Origin of the sequence: Streptomyces camelliae (assembly GCF_027625935.1) — a bacterium.
GTDB lineage: Bacteria > Actinomycetota > Actinomycetes > Streptomycetales > Streptomycetaceae > Streptomyces > Streptomyces camelliae.
The window spans coordinates 2897437-2913566 of sequence record NZ_CP115300.1 but is presented as its reverse complement, the minus strand read 5'-3'; the positions used below and the strand labels follow the sequence as shown (position 1 = coordinate 2913566).

Here is a 16130-nt window from a genome sequence, read left to right as displayed (position 1 = left end):
CTCAGCTCACCCGCACCTCCAGCACCCGGTCGTCGCCCGGCCGGGGCCTGCCCCGGCCGTCGGTGTTGCTCGTCAGCAGCCAGAGCCTGTCGCCGCCGGCCGAGGCCACCGTGCGCAGGCGGCCGTACGTGCCGGTGAGGAAGGCCTGTGGGGCGGCCGCCGCCTCCGTGCCCTTCAGCGGGATGCGCCACAGCCGCTGTCCCTTCAGGGCCGCCATCCAGATCACGCCGTTCACATAGGCGATGCCGCTGGGGGAGGCGTCGTCGGTGTGCCACTGGGCGATCGGGTTCTGGTAGGCGGGGTCGGAGGACCTGCCCTCGGCGGCCGGCCAGCCGTAGTCGCCGCCGGGCTTGATCGCGTTCAGCTCGTCCCAGGTGTCCTGCCCGAACTCCGAGGCGAACAGGCGCTGCCGGTCGTCCCAGGCCAGGCCCTGCACGTTCCGGTGGCCGTACGAGTACACCGGGGAGCCGGGGAAGGGGTTGCCCGGCGCCGGTTCGCCCTCCGGGGTCAGGCGCAGGATCTTGCCGCCGAGGGACTTCCTGTCCTGGGCCAGTCCGCGCTCGCCGCCCTCGCCGGTGCCCGCGTACAGCATGCCGTCCGGGCCGAAGGCGATCCGGCCGCCGTTGTGGACGGTGCCCTTGGGGATGCCCTTGAACACCGTGTCCGGAGCGCCCAGTTGCTCACCGGCCGGTTTCCTGTCGTCGTACAGCACGCGCACGATGCGGTTGTCGGAGACGGAGGTGAAGTAGGCGTAGATCATGTGGTCCGAGGCGAAACCGGGGGACAGGGCGATGCCCAGCAGACCGCCCTCCCCGGCCGGGGACACCCCGGAGACGGCACCCAGCTCGGTCTTCCGGCCGGTCTTCTCGTCGACCCGGACGATCGTCCCGTCGTCGCGCGAGGAGACGAGCAGCCCCCCGTCGGGCAGCGGAGCCAGGCCCCAGGGCGTCTTCAGCCCCTCGGCCACGGTCCGCAGCACCTTCACCGAGCCCTTGGCCGGCGGGACGGGATCGGTGGCCGGCGCGGCGGCGGAGGGACCGGGCGCCGTACCGCCCGGCGCCGAATACCGGTCGCCCGGTGAGCCCGCGCTGCCCGCGGAGCAGCCGGCCGTCAGCAGCAGGGCGGCGGCCGACAGGGCGGTCACAGCACGGTGGTGTCGCACGATCGATGTCCCTCCGGCCGACGACGCTTTCGGCCCTCTCAACCTCTCACAGCCCCGGTGCTCACGGGTGCCGATCCCGCACCCCGGCCCTCAGCGGACCCGCCCCTCACCGCCCCGCAAGCGTCACCACCCCTCAGTCCCACGACCCCTCAGTCCCACGACCCCTCAGTCCCACGACCCCTGTGCCCCCGGCAACCGGGACACCTCCGCCACGTCCTGGTCGGTGAGCCGTAGTCCGGGCGCGGCCGCGTTCTCCGTGGCCCAGCGTTCCTGTTTCGTGCCCGGCAGGGCGATCACATGGCGGCCCTGGGCGAGGACCCAGGCCAGGGCCACCTGGGCCGGGGTGACGTCGTCGCCGTGGCGGCGGGCGATGCGGCGCAGCCCCGCGACGATCGGCTGGTTGGCCGCCATCATCTCCGCGGTGAAGCGGGGGTGGCGGGCGCGCGGGTCGTCCGGTTCGAAGCCCTCGCCGGGCCGCAGCGTGCCGGTCAGGAAGCCGTTGCCCAGCGGCATCGCCGCGAGGAGACCCACCCCCCGCGCCTCGCACCACGGCAGCAGCCCGTCCAGCGCCTCCGGCGACCACACCGACAGCTCCGCCTGCACCGCGGCCACCGGGAACACCTGCTGCACCCGCCGCAGCTGCTGCAGGGTCGTGTCGTGCAGCGCGCCCCCCGAGCGCCGGCCGGCGCGTGCCCCCACCGCGCACAGGCCCAGCGCCCGTACCTTGCCCGCCCGCACCAGTTCGGCCATCGCGCCCCAGGTCTCCTCGATGGGGACCTCGGGGTCGGCGCGGTGCAGCTGGTAGAGGTCGATCACGTCCGTCTGGAGACGCCGCAGCGAGGCGTCGCAGGCCCGTCTGACGTAGCCGGGGCGGCCGTTGGCCACGATGTGCTGCTCGCCCACGAGCAGACCCACCTTGGTGGAGACGAAAGCCTCCTCGCGGCGCTCCTTCAGCACCCGGCCCAGCAGCAGTTCGTTGGTGAACGGGCCGTACATGTCCGCCGTGTCCAGGAGCGTCGTGCCCAGGTCCAGCGCCCGGTGCACGCATCTCAGCGACTCCTCGCCCCGCTGCCGCGAGGTGCTGTACGCCCAGCTCATCGGCATGCACCCGAGTCCGACGGCCCCCACCGCGAGCGCCCCCGCGCCGATCGTCCTGCGCTCCACCTGCTCGTGACCCTCCCTCTCCTGGTCCCCAACCTAACCTCTGCGCCCGCGCGCCCCTGACCTAGGGCCTCCCCGGCGGGCCCTGCCGAAGACGCGCGCTGATGAGTTGCCGTCGGCCCCCTTGGCCGGACCCGCCGGGCAGGCCCTAGCCTCCCTGGCATGACTGCAGACGTGTGGCTTCCCATCCCGCCGGAGGAGATCGAGGGGCTTCCCGAGGGGCCCCGGTACCTGTTCTGGGACGGCGGCGCGGACGGTGAGCAGGAGTATCCCGGCGATCCCGCGGACTGTGCCGTGTACGTCGTGCCGTACATGAAGCCGGTGCCCGTGCGGATCCGGCCGCTCAGGCACCTGACGCACGTGCGGCTCATCCAGACACTCACCGCGGGCGTCGACGACATCACCGCGCAGCTCGGTTCCATCGCGCCGGGCGTCGCGCTGTGCAACGCGCGCGGGGTGCACGAGACGAGCACCGCCGAACTCGCCCTCACCCTCACCCTCGCCGCCCTGCGGGGCATCCCCGACTTCGTCCGCGCCCAGCAACAGGGGCGCTGGGAGGGCGGATTCCGGCCCGCGCTCGCCGACAAGAACGTCCTCATCGTCGGGTACGGCCCCATCGGCGAGGCCATCGAGGACCGGCTCACGCCTTTCGAGGTAGCGCGGGTGGCGCGCATCGCGCGCTCGGGGCGCACTACGGCGCGCGGTCTTGTGCATCCGATCACCGATGTGCTTTCTCTGCTTCCGGACGCCGATGTCGTCATCCTGTCCACTCCGCTCACTCGGGCCACACACCGTCTCGTCGACGCGGAGTTCCTCGCGCGGATGAAGGACGGGGCGCTGCTCGTCAACGTCGCGCGGGGGCCCGTCGTGGACACCGAGGCGCTGCTCGCCGAGCTGAAGAGCGGCCGGATCACCGCCGCCCTGGACGTCACCGACCCCGAGCCGCTGCCGCCCGGCCACCCCCTCTGGCAGGCGCCAGGTGTGCTGATCAGCCCCCATGTGGGCGGCCCTTCCTCGGCCTTCCTGCCCCGCGCCAAACGGCTGCTCGTGGATCAGCTGACCCGCTTCGTGAACCAGGAGCCGCTGCGCAACGTGATCCTGACGACGGACGCCGGCACGGCGGGCGAAGGCGGGCGCTGAGCCTCGCCCGGCACCCTCCGCAACCTTCCGGACGCGGCCCGTGCCCGCATCCCCGCTGGTCGTCACGGAGCGTAGAGAAGCTATGTCCCTGAGTGACGATCCTGGTGTATCGTCCCGACAGGGGCGCGCCACTCACCTTTTCGGCGCCGGGGATGGACATTTCAGATTTGTGAGGGGGGCGACGGGCGATGCACGGCCTATGGACGAACGATCCGACGCGGCGGAGCCGCCGACGGCGACCCTGGCGCACGGCCGCGCGCAGACGCGGTCATCACACCGGCCACCACAGCCACCACCAGCGCAAGCACAACGGCCGCAGGCGGCACGCGCATCCAGCGCACCGGGAGATGCGGGACGCGGGAGCGGCGCGGACCGGGAGGCCCCGGTGACGGCGCCGCTCTCTGTGACGACCGCGCTCGAAGAAGCGGTGCGCGCACCGCATCCGCAGCAGGCACCGCCGCCCCGCCGGCCGGCCGCCGGTGAGGGCGCGCGCGTGACGGAGCAACTCGTCCTCGCCCTGGTCTGCGCGGCCTACGCCGTCGGGGCCGCGTTCGACTGGGGTGCGCACGAAGTGGCGTTGATCATGGGCGACTTCGGGCTGAGCGCGGCGGCGGGCGCCGCCGCCGTCTCCTGCTTCCTGTACGCCCGCAGTCCACGCGTCCGCTTCCGCTCCGCCTGGCTGCTGTTCGCCCTGTCGTCGATGATGGCGTGCCTGGGCAACGGGGTGTGGGGGTGGTACGAGGTCGTCCTCGACCGTCCCGTGCCCACGCCCAGCTGCGCCGACCTGTTCTTCCTGTGCTTCGCGCCGCCCGCCATCGTGGGCCTGCTGGTGCTGGCGAAACGGCCGGCGACCAAGGCCGGCTGGATCTGCCTGGGGCTGGACGCCTGGCTGATCGGCGGCTCGCTGCTGACCCTGTCGTGGAGCCTCGCGCTCGCCCAGGCGGCCCGCTTCGACGGACCGAGCGTGGCGCACACCGCGCTGTCGCTGGCGTACCCGCTGCTCGACATCGCGCTGGTCAGCATGGTGCTCGCGCTGCACTTCCGGCGCGCCCCGGGCAGCCGTACGGCGGTGAACACCGCGATCGGCGCGCTCGGACTGACCGTGATGTGCGACGCGCTGTTCACCTCCCCGCTGCTGCACAACAGCTACCGCTCCGGACAGCTGCTGGACGCCGGCTGGTTCGCCGGTTCGCTGCTGCTCGCCTACGCCCCCTGGGTCGCCCCCCGCCACAGAGGGGCGCAGGAGGCGCACGTACCGGACAGGCACACGCGCGTGGTCCACGAGCACGTGCCCGGACAGCCCGGTCAGCGCGGTACGGGCCACCACCCCGTGCCCGCGCCCGCCCCGGGCGGCGACCACAGCCGCTATCCGGCCGACCGTCCGCTCACCGGTTCCCTCGCCGCGCTCACCCCTTACCTCGCCGCCGCCGTGTGCACCCTGGGAATCCTGTACAACGTCCTCGACGGCCGCCGGCCCGACCACGTCGTGCTGATCACGGCGGGCATGGTCGTGCTCGCGCTCGTGATCCGGCAGGGCATCATGCTGCTGGACAACATCACCCTCACCCAGGAACTGGCGCAGCAGGAGAACCACTTCCGCTCCCTGGTCCAGGGGTCCAGCGACGTCATCATGATCGCCGCGCCCAACGGCACCCTCCGGTACGTCTCCCCGGCCGCCGCCGGGGTCTACGGCCGGCCCGCCGAGGAGCTGGTGGGCACCGAGCTGGCCGCCCTCATCCACCCCGAGGATCTGGGCTGCGTGGTGCACGAGGTACGGCGCTTCCTGGTCGCCAGCCCGCTGCAGGAGCCCACCACCCGCATCGAGTGCCGCTTCCGCTCCGGCGACGGCGGCTGGCTCAACGTCGAGTCGACGGTCAACCGCCACCACGGCGGGCTGATCTTCAACAGCCGGGACGTGACCGAGCGCGTCCGCCTGCAGGCACAGCTGCAGCACAACGCCGAGCACGACCCGCTGACCGACCTGCCCAACCGCGCGCTGTTCACCCGGCGTGTCCAGCAGGCCCTGTCCGGCCGCCGGGCCACCGACCGGGGCACCGCCCTGCGCAACACGGCGGTGCTCTTCATCGACCTGGACGGCTTCAAGGCCGTCAACGACACGATCGGGCACCAGGCCGGGGACGAGCTGCTCGTCCAGGCCGCCCGCAGACTCCAGGACGCCGTACGGCAGGGGGACACCGCCTCCCGGCTCGGCGGCGACGAGTTCGCGGCCCTGATCGTCGGGGACGGCACCCGTGACCGTGCCGCCCGGGAGCGGAACATCCTGGAGCTCGCCGACCGCCTCAGGGTGACCCTCTCCCAGCCCTACGCCATCGACGGCAACGACGTCCGGGTCAACGCGTCCATCGGCGTCGCCTTCGCCGAACCGGGCCTCGGCGCGGGCGAGCTGCTGCGCAACGCCGACCTGGCGATGTACCGCGCGAAGGCGGCCGGAAAGGGCCGCGTCGAGCTGTACAAGCCACAGATGCAGCAGGACGTCGTACGCAAGGCGGAGCTGGCCACGCGGCTGCGTGCCGCGCTGCACGACGGCGAGTTCGCGCTGCTGCACCAGCCGGTGGTGTGCCTGGAGAACGGCCGGATCACCGCGGTCTCCGCGCAGGCGCGCTGGCGCTCCTCGCAGGGGGTGCTGTTCACCCCGGCGGAGTTCCTGCGGGTGACCGAGGACGGCGACAAGGCCGCCGAGCTGGACCGCTGGATCCTGGAGGAGGCCGTCGAGCAGGCCGCCGAGCGGGCCGCGACCGGGCTCGTCATGCCGGTGGCCGTCCGGATCAGCGCCCGGCGGCTGCTGAACCGCTCCATGCCGCTCGGCTCGGTGGAGGCACTGCTGACCCGGCATGGGCTGCCGCCCGGCGCCCTGGTGCTGGAGCTGTCCGACACCGATCCGCGGGTCTCCCTGGACGAGCTGGAGCGCAGACTGACCACGCTCAGACGGCTCGGGGTGCGGATCGCGCTGGACGGCTTCGGCAGCGGCTACGCGGCCATCACGGCCCTGCGCAGGCTCCCGGTGGACATCCTCAAGCTCGACCGCAGCCTGGTCGAGGGCGTCGTGGAGTCCGCACGGCTGCACAAGATCACCAGCGGTCTGCTGCGGATCGCCGGGGACCTCGGACTGCAGTCCGTGGCCGAGGGCGTGGACCTGCCGGAGCAGGTGGTCGCGCTGCGCGCGATGGGCTGCACCCACGGGCAGGGCATGGCGTTCACCGGTCCGGTGGACGAGTACCGGCTGCGCCGGGCGCTCGGATCCGGCCACTACCCCGTGCCGCACCCACCGGCGGAACCGGCGTTCGCGGGCAGTGTGCGCGAGCCGCACCGGCCGGTGCGGCCCGGCGGCGAGCGAGCCATGGAGGAGAGGGGCGCGGGGGTGTAGACAGGGAGTGTCCCCGCTGCCCGCCGCAGGGCAGCAGGGTCCCTGTCTCCGGAGGCGCCCGTGCCCATCGCTCACATGCTGAGACTCCCGTCCCACCCACTTGACACGTGGTGTGCGCCGGGGGGAGGGTCAGTGCCATGCGCACCCGAATTCTCGTACTTGGCAAGCGCGTCGGCTGAGCTGGGACCCACCGGAGGACGATCCGGAATCCCCAGCGACCGCACCGGCGCGCTCCCCTCGCTTGCCTTTCGGCACGAGGGGTTTTTTGTTGCACGAGCACCGATCGTGCAGCGCTTGAACTCCGCACAAACCTCGCAAAAACCCTCAGCATCGAGAAGAGAATGCCGATGACCGAGCAGGCCACCGGGGCCCATCCGCAGCCGCGGCCCCGATCCGGAGGACAGCAGTCCGCCCCCGTCGAGCACGTCACGGGTGCGCAGTCCCTCATCCGCTCCCTTGAGGAGGTCGGCGCGGACACGGTATTCGGCATTCCCGGCGGCGCGATCCTGCCGGCGTACGACCCGCTGATGGACTCGACGCGGGTGCGTCACGTCCTGGTCCGCCACGAGCAGGGCGCCGGCCACGCGGCCACCGGCTACGCGCAGGCCACCGGCAAGGTCGGCGTCTGCATGGCCACCTCCGGCCCGGGCGCCACCAACCTGGTCACGCCGATCGCCGACGCCCACATGGACTCCGTGCCGCTGGTCGCGATCACCGGCCAGGTCGCCTCGAAGTCGATCGGCACGGACGCCTTCCAGGAGGCGGACATCGTCGGCATCACCATGCCGATCACCAAGCACAACTTCCTCGTCACCAAGGCCGAGGACATCCCGCGGGTCATCGCGCAGGCGTTCCACATCGCCTCCACCGGCCGCCCGGGCCCGGTCCTGGTCGACATCGCCAAGGACGCCCTGCAGGCGAAGACCACCTTCTCCTGGCCGCCCACCATGGACCTGCCCGGCTACCGCCCGGTGACCAAGCCGCACGCCAAGCAGATCCGCGAGGCGGCCAAGCTGATCACCTCCGCCAGGCGGCCCGTCCTCTACGTCGGCGGCGGCGTCATCAAGGCGCAGGCCACCGCCGAGCTGAAGGTCCTCGCCGAGCTCACCGGAGCGCCCGTCACCACCACCCTGATGGCGCTCGGCGCGTTCCCCGACAGCCACCCGCTGCACGTGGGAATGCCGGGCATGCACGGTGCGGTCACCGCCGTCACCGCGCTGCAGAAGGCCGACCTGATCGTCGCCCTCGGCGCCCGCTTCGACGACCGTGTCACCGGCAAGCTGGACAGCTTCGCCCCGTACGCCAAGATCGTCCACGCCGACATCGACCCCGCCGAGATCGGCAAGAACCGCGCCGCCGACGTGCCGATCGTCGGGGACGCCCGCGAGGTCATCGCCGACCTGGTCCAGGCCGTGCAGAAGGAGCACAGCGAGGGCCACAAGGGCGACTACACCGCCTGGTGGAGCGACCTCAACCGCTGGCGCGAAACCTACCCGCTCGGCTACGACCAGCCCGAGGACGGCTCGCTCTCCCCGCAGGCGGTCATCGAGCGCATCGGGCAGTTGGCCCCCGAGGACACGATCTTCGCCGCGGGCGTCGGCCAGCACCAGATGTGGTCCGCGCACTTCATCCAGTACGAGAAGCCCGCCACCTGGCTGAACTCCGGCGGCGCCGGAACGATGGGCTACGCGGTCCCGGCCGCGATGGGCGCCAAGGCCGGACAGCCGGACCGCACGGTCTGGGCGATCGACGGCGACGGCTGCTTCCAGATGACCAACCAGGAACTGACCACCTGCGCCCTGAACAACATCCCGATCAAGGTCGCCATCATCAACAACGGCGCCCTCGGCATGGTCCGCCAGTGGCAGACCCTGTTCTACAACCAGCGCTACTCCAACACCGTCCTGCACAGCGGCCCGGACGACATCAACCCGGAGGCCCGGGGCACCCGCGTGCCGGACTTCGTGAAGCTGTCCGAGGCGATGGGCTGCGTGGGCCTGCGCTGCGAGCGCCCCGAGGACCTGGACAAGGTCATCGAGGAGGCGAACTCCATCAACGACCGCCCGGTCGTCATCGACTTCATCGTCCACGAGGACGCGATGGTCTGGCCGATGGTCGCCGCCGGCACCTCCAACGACGAGATCATGGCCGCCCGGGACGTCCGCCCCGACTTCGGCGACAACGAAGACGACTGAGCGAGAGAGACGTAAAAAGACCATGTCCAAGCACACGCTCTCCGTCCTGGTGGAGAACACCCCGGGCATCCTGGCCCGGATCGCCGCCCTGTTCTCCCGCCGCGGCTTCAACATCGACTCGCTCGCGGTCGGTGTCACCGAGCACCCCGACATCTCCCGCATCACCATCGTGGTGGGCGTCGAGGACCTGCCGCTGGAGCAGGTCACCAAGCAGCTCAACAAGCTCGTCAACGTGCTGAAGATCGTCGAACTGGAACCCGGTCAGGCCGTTCAGCGCGAACTCGTTCTGGTGAAGGTGCGCGCCGACAACGAGACCCGCTCCCAGATCGTGGAGATCGTCCAGCTGTTCCGCGCCAAGACGGTCGACGTCTCCCCGGAGGCCGTGACCATCGAGGCCACCGGATCCAGCGAGAAGCTGTCCGCCATGCTCAAGATGCTGGAGCCGTTCGGCATCAAGGAGCTGGTCCAGTCCGGCACGATCGCGATCGGCCGTGGCGCCCGTTCGATCACGGACCGTTCGCTGCGCGCTCTGGACCGATCCGCGTAAAGCTGAAGTACGGCTGAAAACGGGCGGTCGGCGCGTCGTCGCCCGCCCGTATGCCGAGACCCCGAAACTTCCTTCCCACCCACCGTCATACGGTGGGACGCACAACCTGCACACCAAGGAGAGAACCCAAAGTGGCCGAGCTGTTCTACGACGCTGACGCCGACCTGTCCATCATCCAGGGCCGCAAGGTCGCGGTCATCGGCTACGGCAGCCAGGGCCACGCCCACGCGCTGTCGCTGCGTGACTCCGGTGTCGACGTCCGCGTCGGTCTGCACGAGGGCTCCAAGTCCAAGGCCAAGGCCGAGGAGCAGGGCCTGCGCGTGGTGACGCCGTCGGAGGCCGCCGCCGAGGCCGACGTCATCATGATCCTCGTCCCGGACCCGATCCAGGCCCAGGTCTACGAGGAGTCCATCGCCCCGAACCTGAAGGACGGCGACGCGCTGTTCTTCGGTCACGGCTTCAACATCCGCTTCGGCTTCATCAAGCCCCCGGCCGGCGTGGACGTCTGCATGGTCGCCCCGAAGGGCCCGGGCCACCTGGTGCGCCGTCAGTACGAGGAGGGCCGCGGCGTTCCGTGCATCGCGGCCGTCGAGCAGGACGCCTCCGGCAACGCCTTCGCGCTGGCCCTGTCGTACGCCAAGGGCATCGGCGGCACCCGCGCCGGCGTCATCAAGACGACCTTCACCGAGGAGACCGAGACCGACCTGTTCGGTGAGCAGGCCGTCCTCTGCGGTGGTACGGCCGCGCTGGTCAAGGCGGGCTTCGAGACCCTGACCGAGGCCGGTTACCAGCCGGAGATCGCCTACTTCGAGTGCCTGCACGAGCTGAAGCTGATCGTGGACCTCATGTACGAGGGCGGCCTGGAGAAGATGCGCTGGTCGATCTCCGAGACCGCCGAGTGGGGCGACTACGTCACCGGCCCGCGGATCATCACGGACGCCACCAAGGCCGAGATGAAGAAGGTCCTCGCCGAGATCCAGGACGGCACGTTCGCCCAGAACTGGATGGACGAGTACCACGGCGGTCTGAAGAAGTACAACGAGTACAAGCAGCAGGACTCCGAGCACCTGCTGGAGACCACCGGCAAGCAGCTCCGCAAGCTGATGAGCTGGGTGAACGAGGAGGCGTAAGCGGAGCGCTCCGCGACGGTGCCGCCGGTTCGGGGGTGCCGTCGCGGGGGGGGGGGGGGGGGGGGGGGGGGGGGGGGGGGGCGGGGGGGGGGGGGGGGGCCGGCGCGGGGCTCCGCCCCGGACCCCGCTCCTCAAACGCCGGAGGGCTACAAAATGGAGTTTCTCGTCCGGGTGATCCTTCCGCAGAGGCGCAAGACGGCCCCCGTCACGCCACTACACTGCCGTACTACATACGCGTCAGGCCCACAGCGTCGTGCGTCTTCCGCGGCTAGCCCCCTCCTCCGCCTGCGGCCGTCGGGACGGCCGTCCGCATGCTTTGGACTAGTGAGGACCTCACGTGAGCTCGAAACCTGTCGTACTCATCGCTGAAGAGCTGTCGCCCGCGACCGTGGACGCACTCGGTCCGGACTTCGAGATCCGGCACACCAACGGAGCCGACCGAGCCGAACTGCTCCCCGCCATCGCCGACGTCGACGCGATCCTGATCCGTTCCGCGACCAAGGTCGACGCCGAGGCCATCGCTGCTGCGAAGAAGCTCAAGGTCGTCGCCCGCGCCGGTGTCGGCCTGGACAACGTCGACGTCTCCGCCGCCACCAAGGCCGGCGTGATGGTCGTCAACGCCCCGACCTCCAACATCGTGACCGCCGCCGAGCTGGCCTGCGGTCTGATCCTCGCCACCGCCCGCAACATCCCGCAGGCCAACGCCGCGCTGAAGAACGGCGAGTGGAAGCGCAGCAAGTACACGGGTGTCGAGCTCGCGGAGAAGACCCTCGGTGTCGTCGGCCTCGGCCGCATCGGCGCCCTGGTCGCGCAGCGCATGTCCGCCTTCGGCATGAAGGTCGTCGCCTACGACCCCTACGTCCAGCCCGCGCGGGCCGCGCAGATGGGCGTGAAGGTCCTCTCCCTGGACGAGCTCCTCGAAGTCTCCGACTTCATCACCGTCCACCTGCCGAAGACCCCCGAGACCCTCGGCCTCATCGGCGACGAGGCGCTGCGCAAGGTCAAGCCGAACGTGCGCATCGTCAACGCCGCGCGCGGCGGCATCGTCGACGAGGCGGCGCTGTACGCGGCGCTGAAGGAGGGCCGGGTCGCCGGTGCCGGCCTCGACGTGTACGCCAAGGAGCCCTGCACCGACTCCCCGCTGTTCGAGCTGGACCAGGTCGTGTGCACCCCGCACCTCGGCGCCTCCACCGACGAGGCCCAGGAGAAGGCGGGTATCGCGGTCGCCAGGTCCGTGCGCCTCGCCCTCGCCGGTGAGCTGGTCCCGGACGCGGTGAACGTCCAGGGCGGTGTCATCGCCGAGGACGTCAAGCCTGGTCTGCCGCTCGCCGAGCGCCTCGGCCGCATCTTCACCGCGCTCGCCGGCGAGGTGGCCCACCGCCTCGACGTCGAGGTCTACGGCGAGATCACCCAGCACGACGTGAAGGTGCTGGAGCTGTCCGCGCTCAAGGGCGTCTTCGAGGACGTCGTCGCCGAGACGGTGTCGTACGTCAACGCCCCGCTGTTCGCGCAGGAGCGCGGTGTCGAGGTCCGGCTGACCACCAGCTCCGAGTCGAGCGACCACCGCAACGTCGTCACCGTGCGCGGCACGCTGGCGAGCGGCGAGGAGGTCTCGGTCTCCGGCACGCTGGCCGGTCCGAAGCACCTGCAGAAGATCGTCGCCGTCGGCGAGTACGACGTCGACCTCGCGCTCGCCGACCACATGGTCGTCCTGCGCTACGAGGACCGTCCCGGTGTCGTCGGCACCGTCGGCCGCATCCTCGGCGAGGCGGGCATCAACATCGCCGGCATGCAGGTCGCGCGTGCGGCGGCGGGCGGCGAGGCGCTGGCCGTCCTGACGGTCGACGACACGGTGGCCGCCGGTGTGCTGGCCGAGGTCGCCGCGGAGATCGGGGCCACGTCCGCCCGCTCGGTGAACCTCGCCTGAGACTGAGACGTACGTCCTGAAGCGCCGGACGGGCTGATCCTCATCAGCCCGTCCGGCGCTTGTCGTTGCCCTGCTTCTCCGCCCTACTTCTCCCTGACCTCGATCCTCCGCAGCGACGCCGCCGCCCCCACCGCCGCCAGCACCAGAAGCACCACCCCGGCGATCGCGGCGCCCCGCATGCCGTCGGTGAAGGCCTCCCGGGCCGTGGCGAGGAGGGACTCGCCGGCCCGGCCGGGCAGGTGGGCTGCCGTGGCGAGGGCGCCGCCCAGGGTCTCGCGGGCCTCGGCGGGGGCCGTGGCCGGCATCTGGTGGCGGTAGACCGCCGTACCGATGGAGCCGAGCACCGCCATGCCGAGCGCGCCGCCGAACTCGGTGCCGGTCTCCAGCAGCGAGGACGCCGTGCCCGCCCGCTCCACCGGGGCGCTGCTCATGGCCAGGTCCACCAGCTGGGACGAGATCGCGACCATCCCGCAGGCGAGCACGCCGGCCCCGGTGAGCACCAGCCACAGCGAGTCGGTGCCGAGGAGCGCGAGCATCGCGTAGCCGGCCGCCATGGCGCCGAAGCCGCCGGCGACGACGTAACCCCGGTTGACGCCCCGCTGGACGAGCGCTGCGGTGATCGGACCGGCGAAGCCGATGAACACCGAGGGCAGCAGGCTCCACAGGGCCGCCGACAGCGGGCTCTTGCCGAGGACCGACTGCAGGTACTGCGTGGTGAAGATGGCCGAGCCCATCATCGCGAGGGCGGCGACGAGGTTCAGCACCAGGGCCGGGGTGAAGCCGTGGCCCCTGAGCAGGGCCGGCGGGATGAGCGGGGAGGCCGCGGTGCGCTGGCGGTGCACGAACAGGGCCGTGAAGAGCAGGCCGACGGCGACCGAGACGACGTAGAGCGGGTGCCAGCCCTCGGACGGGATCTCCTTCAGGCCGTAGATCACGGGGAGCACGGCGGCCATCGACAGCGGGACGCTCGGCCAGTCGAAGCGGCCCGGGTTCGGGTCCTTCGACTCCGGCAGCAGCACCGGGCCGAGGACCAGCAGCAGCGCCATCGCGGGCAGGTTGACCAGGAAGACCGAGCCCCACCAGAAGTGCTCGACGAGGATGCCGCTCATCACCGAGCCGAGCGCGATACCGCCGGTCATCACGCCGGACCACAGACCGATCGCCTTCGCCCGCTGGGCGGGGTCGGTGAACATCGTGCGCAGCAGCGCCATCGTGGACGGCATCAGGGTCGCGCCGCCGACGCCGAGGATCGCGCGGGCCGCGATCAGGGTCCCGGCGCTGCCGGCGTAGGCCGCGAGGAGCGAGGCTCCGCCGAAGGCGAGGGCGCCCGTGAGGAGCAGCCTGCGGCGGCCGATGCGGTCGCCGAGGGAGCCCATCGTCATCAGCAGGCCGGCCAGGACGAAGGCGTAGATGTCGTAGATCCACAGCTGCTGGGTGCCGCTCGGGTGCAGGTCGGCGCTGATCGCGGGGGTCGCGAAGTACAGGACGGAGACGTCCATCGAGACCAGCAGCAGCGGCAGCATCAGCACGCCGAGAGCGGTCCACTCACGGCGTCCGGCGCGGGCGCCCTCGGCGCCGGCGGTGGGGGTGGTGCCCGTCAGGTTCGTCATGCCGAGAAATATACGAGCGTCTTAAACGCTTGTCTAGAACGGATGTATAGGTCATGCGTCTAGGACGGTTGTATGGATCGCGGGGTAGGGTGACGGGCATGGGACACCGTGAGGATCTGCTCGAAGGCGCCAAGCGCTGCCTGCTGGAGAAGGGGTTCGCGCGCACCACCGCGCGCGACATCGTCAAGGCCTCGGGGACCAACCTGGCCTCGATCGGCTACCACTACGGCTCGAAGGACGCGCTTCTCGCGCAGGCCTACATCGGGCTGGTGGAGAACCTGTCCGGCGCCTTCGACGGGGGCGACGGCACCGCGATCGAGGGCGCGCCCGGTTCGCTGGAGCGCTTCCGGCATGTGTGGTCGAACATCGTCGGCACCATGCGGGAGCCGAACTCGATGTGGCGCCTGAGCATGGAGGTCATGACCATCGACATGCCCGAGGTGCGCGACCATCTGGCCCGCGCCCAGCGCGAGGGCGGGCGCGGGCTCGTGGCCCTCCTCCAGGGCGTGCCGGAGGAGGAGGTGTCCGACGAGACGGCCGACACCCTCGGCCGCTTCTACATGACCCTGATGACCGGGCTCATCGCGCAGTGGACGTTCGACGCCAAGACCGCACCCGACGGGGACGCGCTCACGGAGGGACTACGGCAGATCGTCGAGGCGGCCGGGAAGAGCTGACCCCGCCGGCCGGCCCAGCCGGTCCCGCACCGCCGGGGCCAGCGCGCCCAGCATCAGCAGCGCCGTCAGCAGGAACGCCCACGCGTATCCCGTGTGCCCCGCGACGAGGCCGAAGCCGGCGGCGCCCACGCCCATACCGCCGTCGTAGGCGAGGTTCCAGAGCGCGGAGACCGTGCCGTACGAGGCGCGGGAGACGCGGCTGTACATGAGCGCGAGGGTCGCGTTCTGGGCGGTGCCGAAACCGGTTCCGAAGACCACCGCCCCCACGAGGACGGCGACCGGACTGGAGACCGCCGCCATGACCGCCATCCCGGCGGCCGACAGCAGCAGCCCCGGCACGACCAGCCGCGCGGAGCCGCGCCGGTCGCCGTACCGCCCCGCCGCCCAGCGGGCCGCGGTCGCGGTGGCGCTCTGCACCAGCAGCGCCGCCGTCGCCACACCGGCCGGCGCGCGCTCCACGGCCAGCGGCAGGAACGTGACCAGGATCCCGGCGGCGAGCGCGGTGGTGGCGAAGACCTGCGCGGGACGCCGCAGCCCGGCGAGGCGCACGGCCCCCACCATGCCGAGGGACTTCGGGCCGGCGCCCGGCGTCCGTGGGCCCTCCCGCAGCCCCGGCACGGAGGGGACGGCCGCCAGTGCCGCCACGCCCGCGGCCACGGTGACCGGCCCGTACCCGACGTTCCCGGCCAGCCACACGCCCAGCGGCAGGGCGACCAGCGACGGAACGCCCCCGACCAGACCGACGAGGGCGAGCCCCTCACCCCGGCGCTGCGCCGGGATCAGCGCGGCGGTCAGGGCGCCGCCCGCGACGAGCGTGAGCGCGAACCCCAGACCGCGCACCAGGCACACCGCCACGGTCCAGCCCAGTCCGTCGGAGACGGGCAGCGCCGCTGCGGGCGCGCCCAGCAGGAGCAGCCCGGCCGTCAGCGGCCCCCGGTTGCCCCACCGGGCCACGATCCAGGGCCCGGCCAGCTCGCCGAGCACCGTGGACAGCATCAGCGCGCCGGTGACGAGGCCCGCCCCGCCGCGGCCGGCGTGCGCCGGTACCGCCGACAGCAGCAGGAAGAAGCTCACGGTGGCGCCGACCATGCTCACGAACCGCAGCAGCAGGGGACGGGTCAGCAGCGGGGGCCGCTCGGCCGAAGCCGCTGCCTGGGAAAGGGAGTTCGTCATGCGGCCGACGCTAGGCGGCGACC

At 71.7% G+C, this 16130-nt stretch carries 10 protein-coding genes and 1 pseudogene; 7 read left to right on the top strand and 4 right to left on the bottom strand.

The window, feature by feature from the left end; genetic code table 11:
• Nucleotide 1: 1 nt before the first annotated feature.
• Nucleotides 2-1144, bottom strand: a complete 1143-nt coding sequence (locus O1G22_RS13075; protein ID WP_270081516.1) for a PQQ-dependent sugar dehydrogenase — start codon at nucleotides 1142-1144, stop codon at nucleotides 2-4.
• A gap of 183 nt (nucleotides 1145-1327) precedes the next feature.
• Nucleotides 1328-2326, bottom strand: a complete 999-nt coding sequence (locus tag O1G22_RS13070; protein ID WP_270081515.1) for an aldo/keto reductase — start codon at nucleotides 2324-2326, stop codon at nucleotides 1328-1330.
• Nucleotides 2327-2485: 159 nt separating this feature from the next.
• Between O1G22_RS13070 and O1G22_RS13065 the strand changes: the two genes are divergently transcribed.
• From O1G22_RS13065 to serA, 6 genes and pseudogenes are all read left to right on the top strand, one after another.
• The gene (locus O1G22_RS13065) at nucleotides 2486-3463 is read left to right on the top strand and encodes a 2-hydroxyacid dehydrogenase (RefSeq protein WP_270081514.1); all 978 of its coding nucleotides are present in this window, start codon (nucleotides 2486-2488) and stop codon (nucleotides 3461-3463) included.
• 385 nt (nucleotides 3464-3848) lie between these two features.
• Nucleotides 3849-6952, top strand: a pseudogene (locus tag O1G22_RS13060) (putative bifunctional diguanylate cyclase/phosphodiesterase).
• A 243-nt stretch (nucleotides 6953-7195) separates the two neighbouring features.
• Nucleotides 7196-9043 (top strand): acetolactate synthase large subunit, encoded by a 1848-nt coding sequence (locus tag O1G22_RS13055; RefSeq protein WP_270081512.1) that lies wholly within the window; start codon nucleotides 7196-7198, stop codon nucleotides 9041-9043.
• 22 nt (nucleotides 9044-9065) lie between these two features.
• Nucleotides 9066-9590 carry an acetolactate synthase small subunit gene (ilvN, locus tag O1G22_RS13050; protein WP_055708145.1) on the top strand — a complete coding sequence of 175 codons (525 nt, stop codon included), beginning with the start codon at nucleotides 9066-9068 and terminating at the stop codon, nucleotides 9588-9590.
• Between the two features lie 131 nt (nucleotides 9591-9721).
• On the top strand, nucleotides 9722-10720 hold the full coding sequence (gene ilvC / locus O1G22_RS13045) for a ketol-acid reductoisomerase (protein WP_225099353.1): 999 nt from the start codon (nucleotides 9722-9724) through the stop codon (nucleotides 10718-10720).
• Between the two features lie 337 nt (nucleotides 10721-11057).
• A complete protein-coding gene (gene serA / locus O1G22_RS13040) occupies nucleotides 11058-12647 on the top strand; it encodes a phosphoglycerate dehydrogenase (RefSeq protein WP_225099352.1) in 1590 nt (529 codons plus the stop codon).
• Between the two features lie 83 nt (nucleotides 12648-12730).
• On the opposite strand, the gene O1G22_RS13035 is transcribed toward serA, so the two are convergent.
• Nucleotides 12731-14257, bottom strand: coding sequence for an MFS transporter (locus O1G22_RS13035; protein ID WP_270081511.1), 1527 nt, complete (start codon nucleotides 14255-14257; stop codon nucleotides 12731-12733).
• A 98-nt stretch (nucleotides 14258-14355) separates the two neighbouring features.
• On the opposite strand from O1G22_RS13035, the gene O1G22_RS13030 reads away from it, so the two are divergent.
• Nucleotides 14356-14934, top strand: a complete 579-nt coding sequence (locus tag O1G22_RS13030; RefSeq protein ID WP_270081510.1) for a TetR/AcrR family transcriptional regulator — start codon at nucleotides 14356-14358, stop codon at nucleotides 14932-14934.
• Here the strand turns inward: O1G22_RS13030 and O1G22_RS13025 are convergent.
• Complete coding sequence (locus tag O1G22_RS13025; RefSeq protein WP_270081509.1) at nucleotides 14899-16107, bottom strand: MFS transporter; 1209 nt, start codon at nucleotides 16105-16107, stop codon at nucleotides 14899-14901. The genes O1G22_RS13030 and O1G22_RS13025 overlap by 36 nt on opposite strands.
• Nucleotides 16108-16130: the final 23 nt, after the last annotated feature.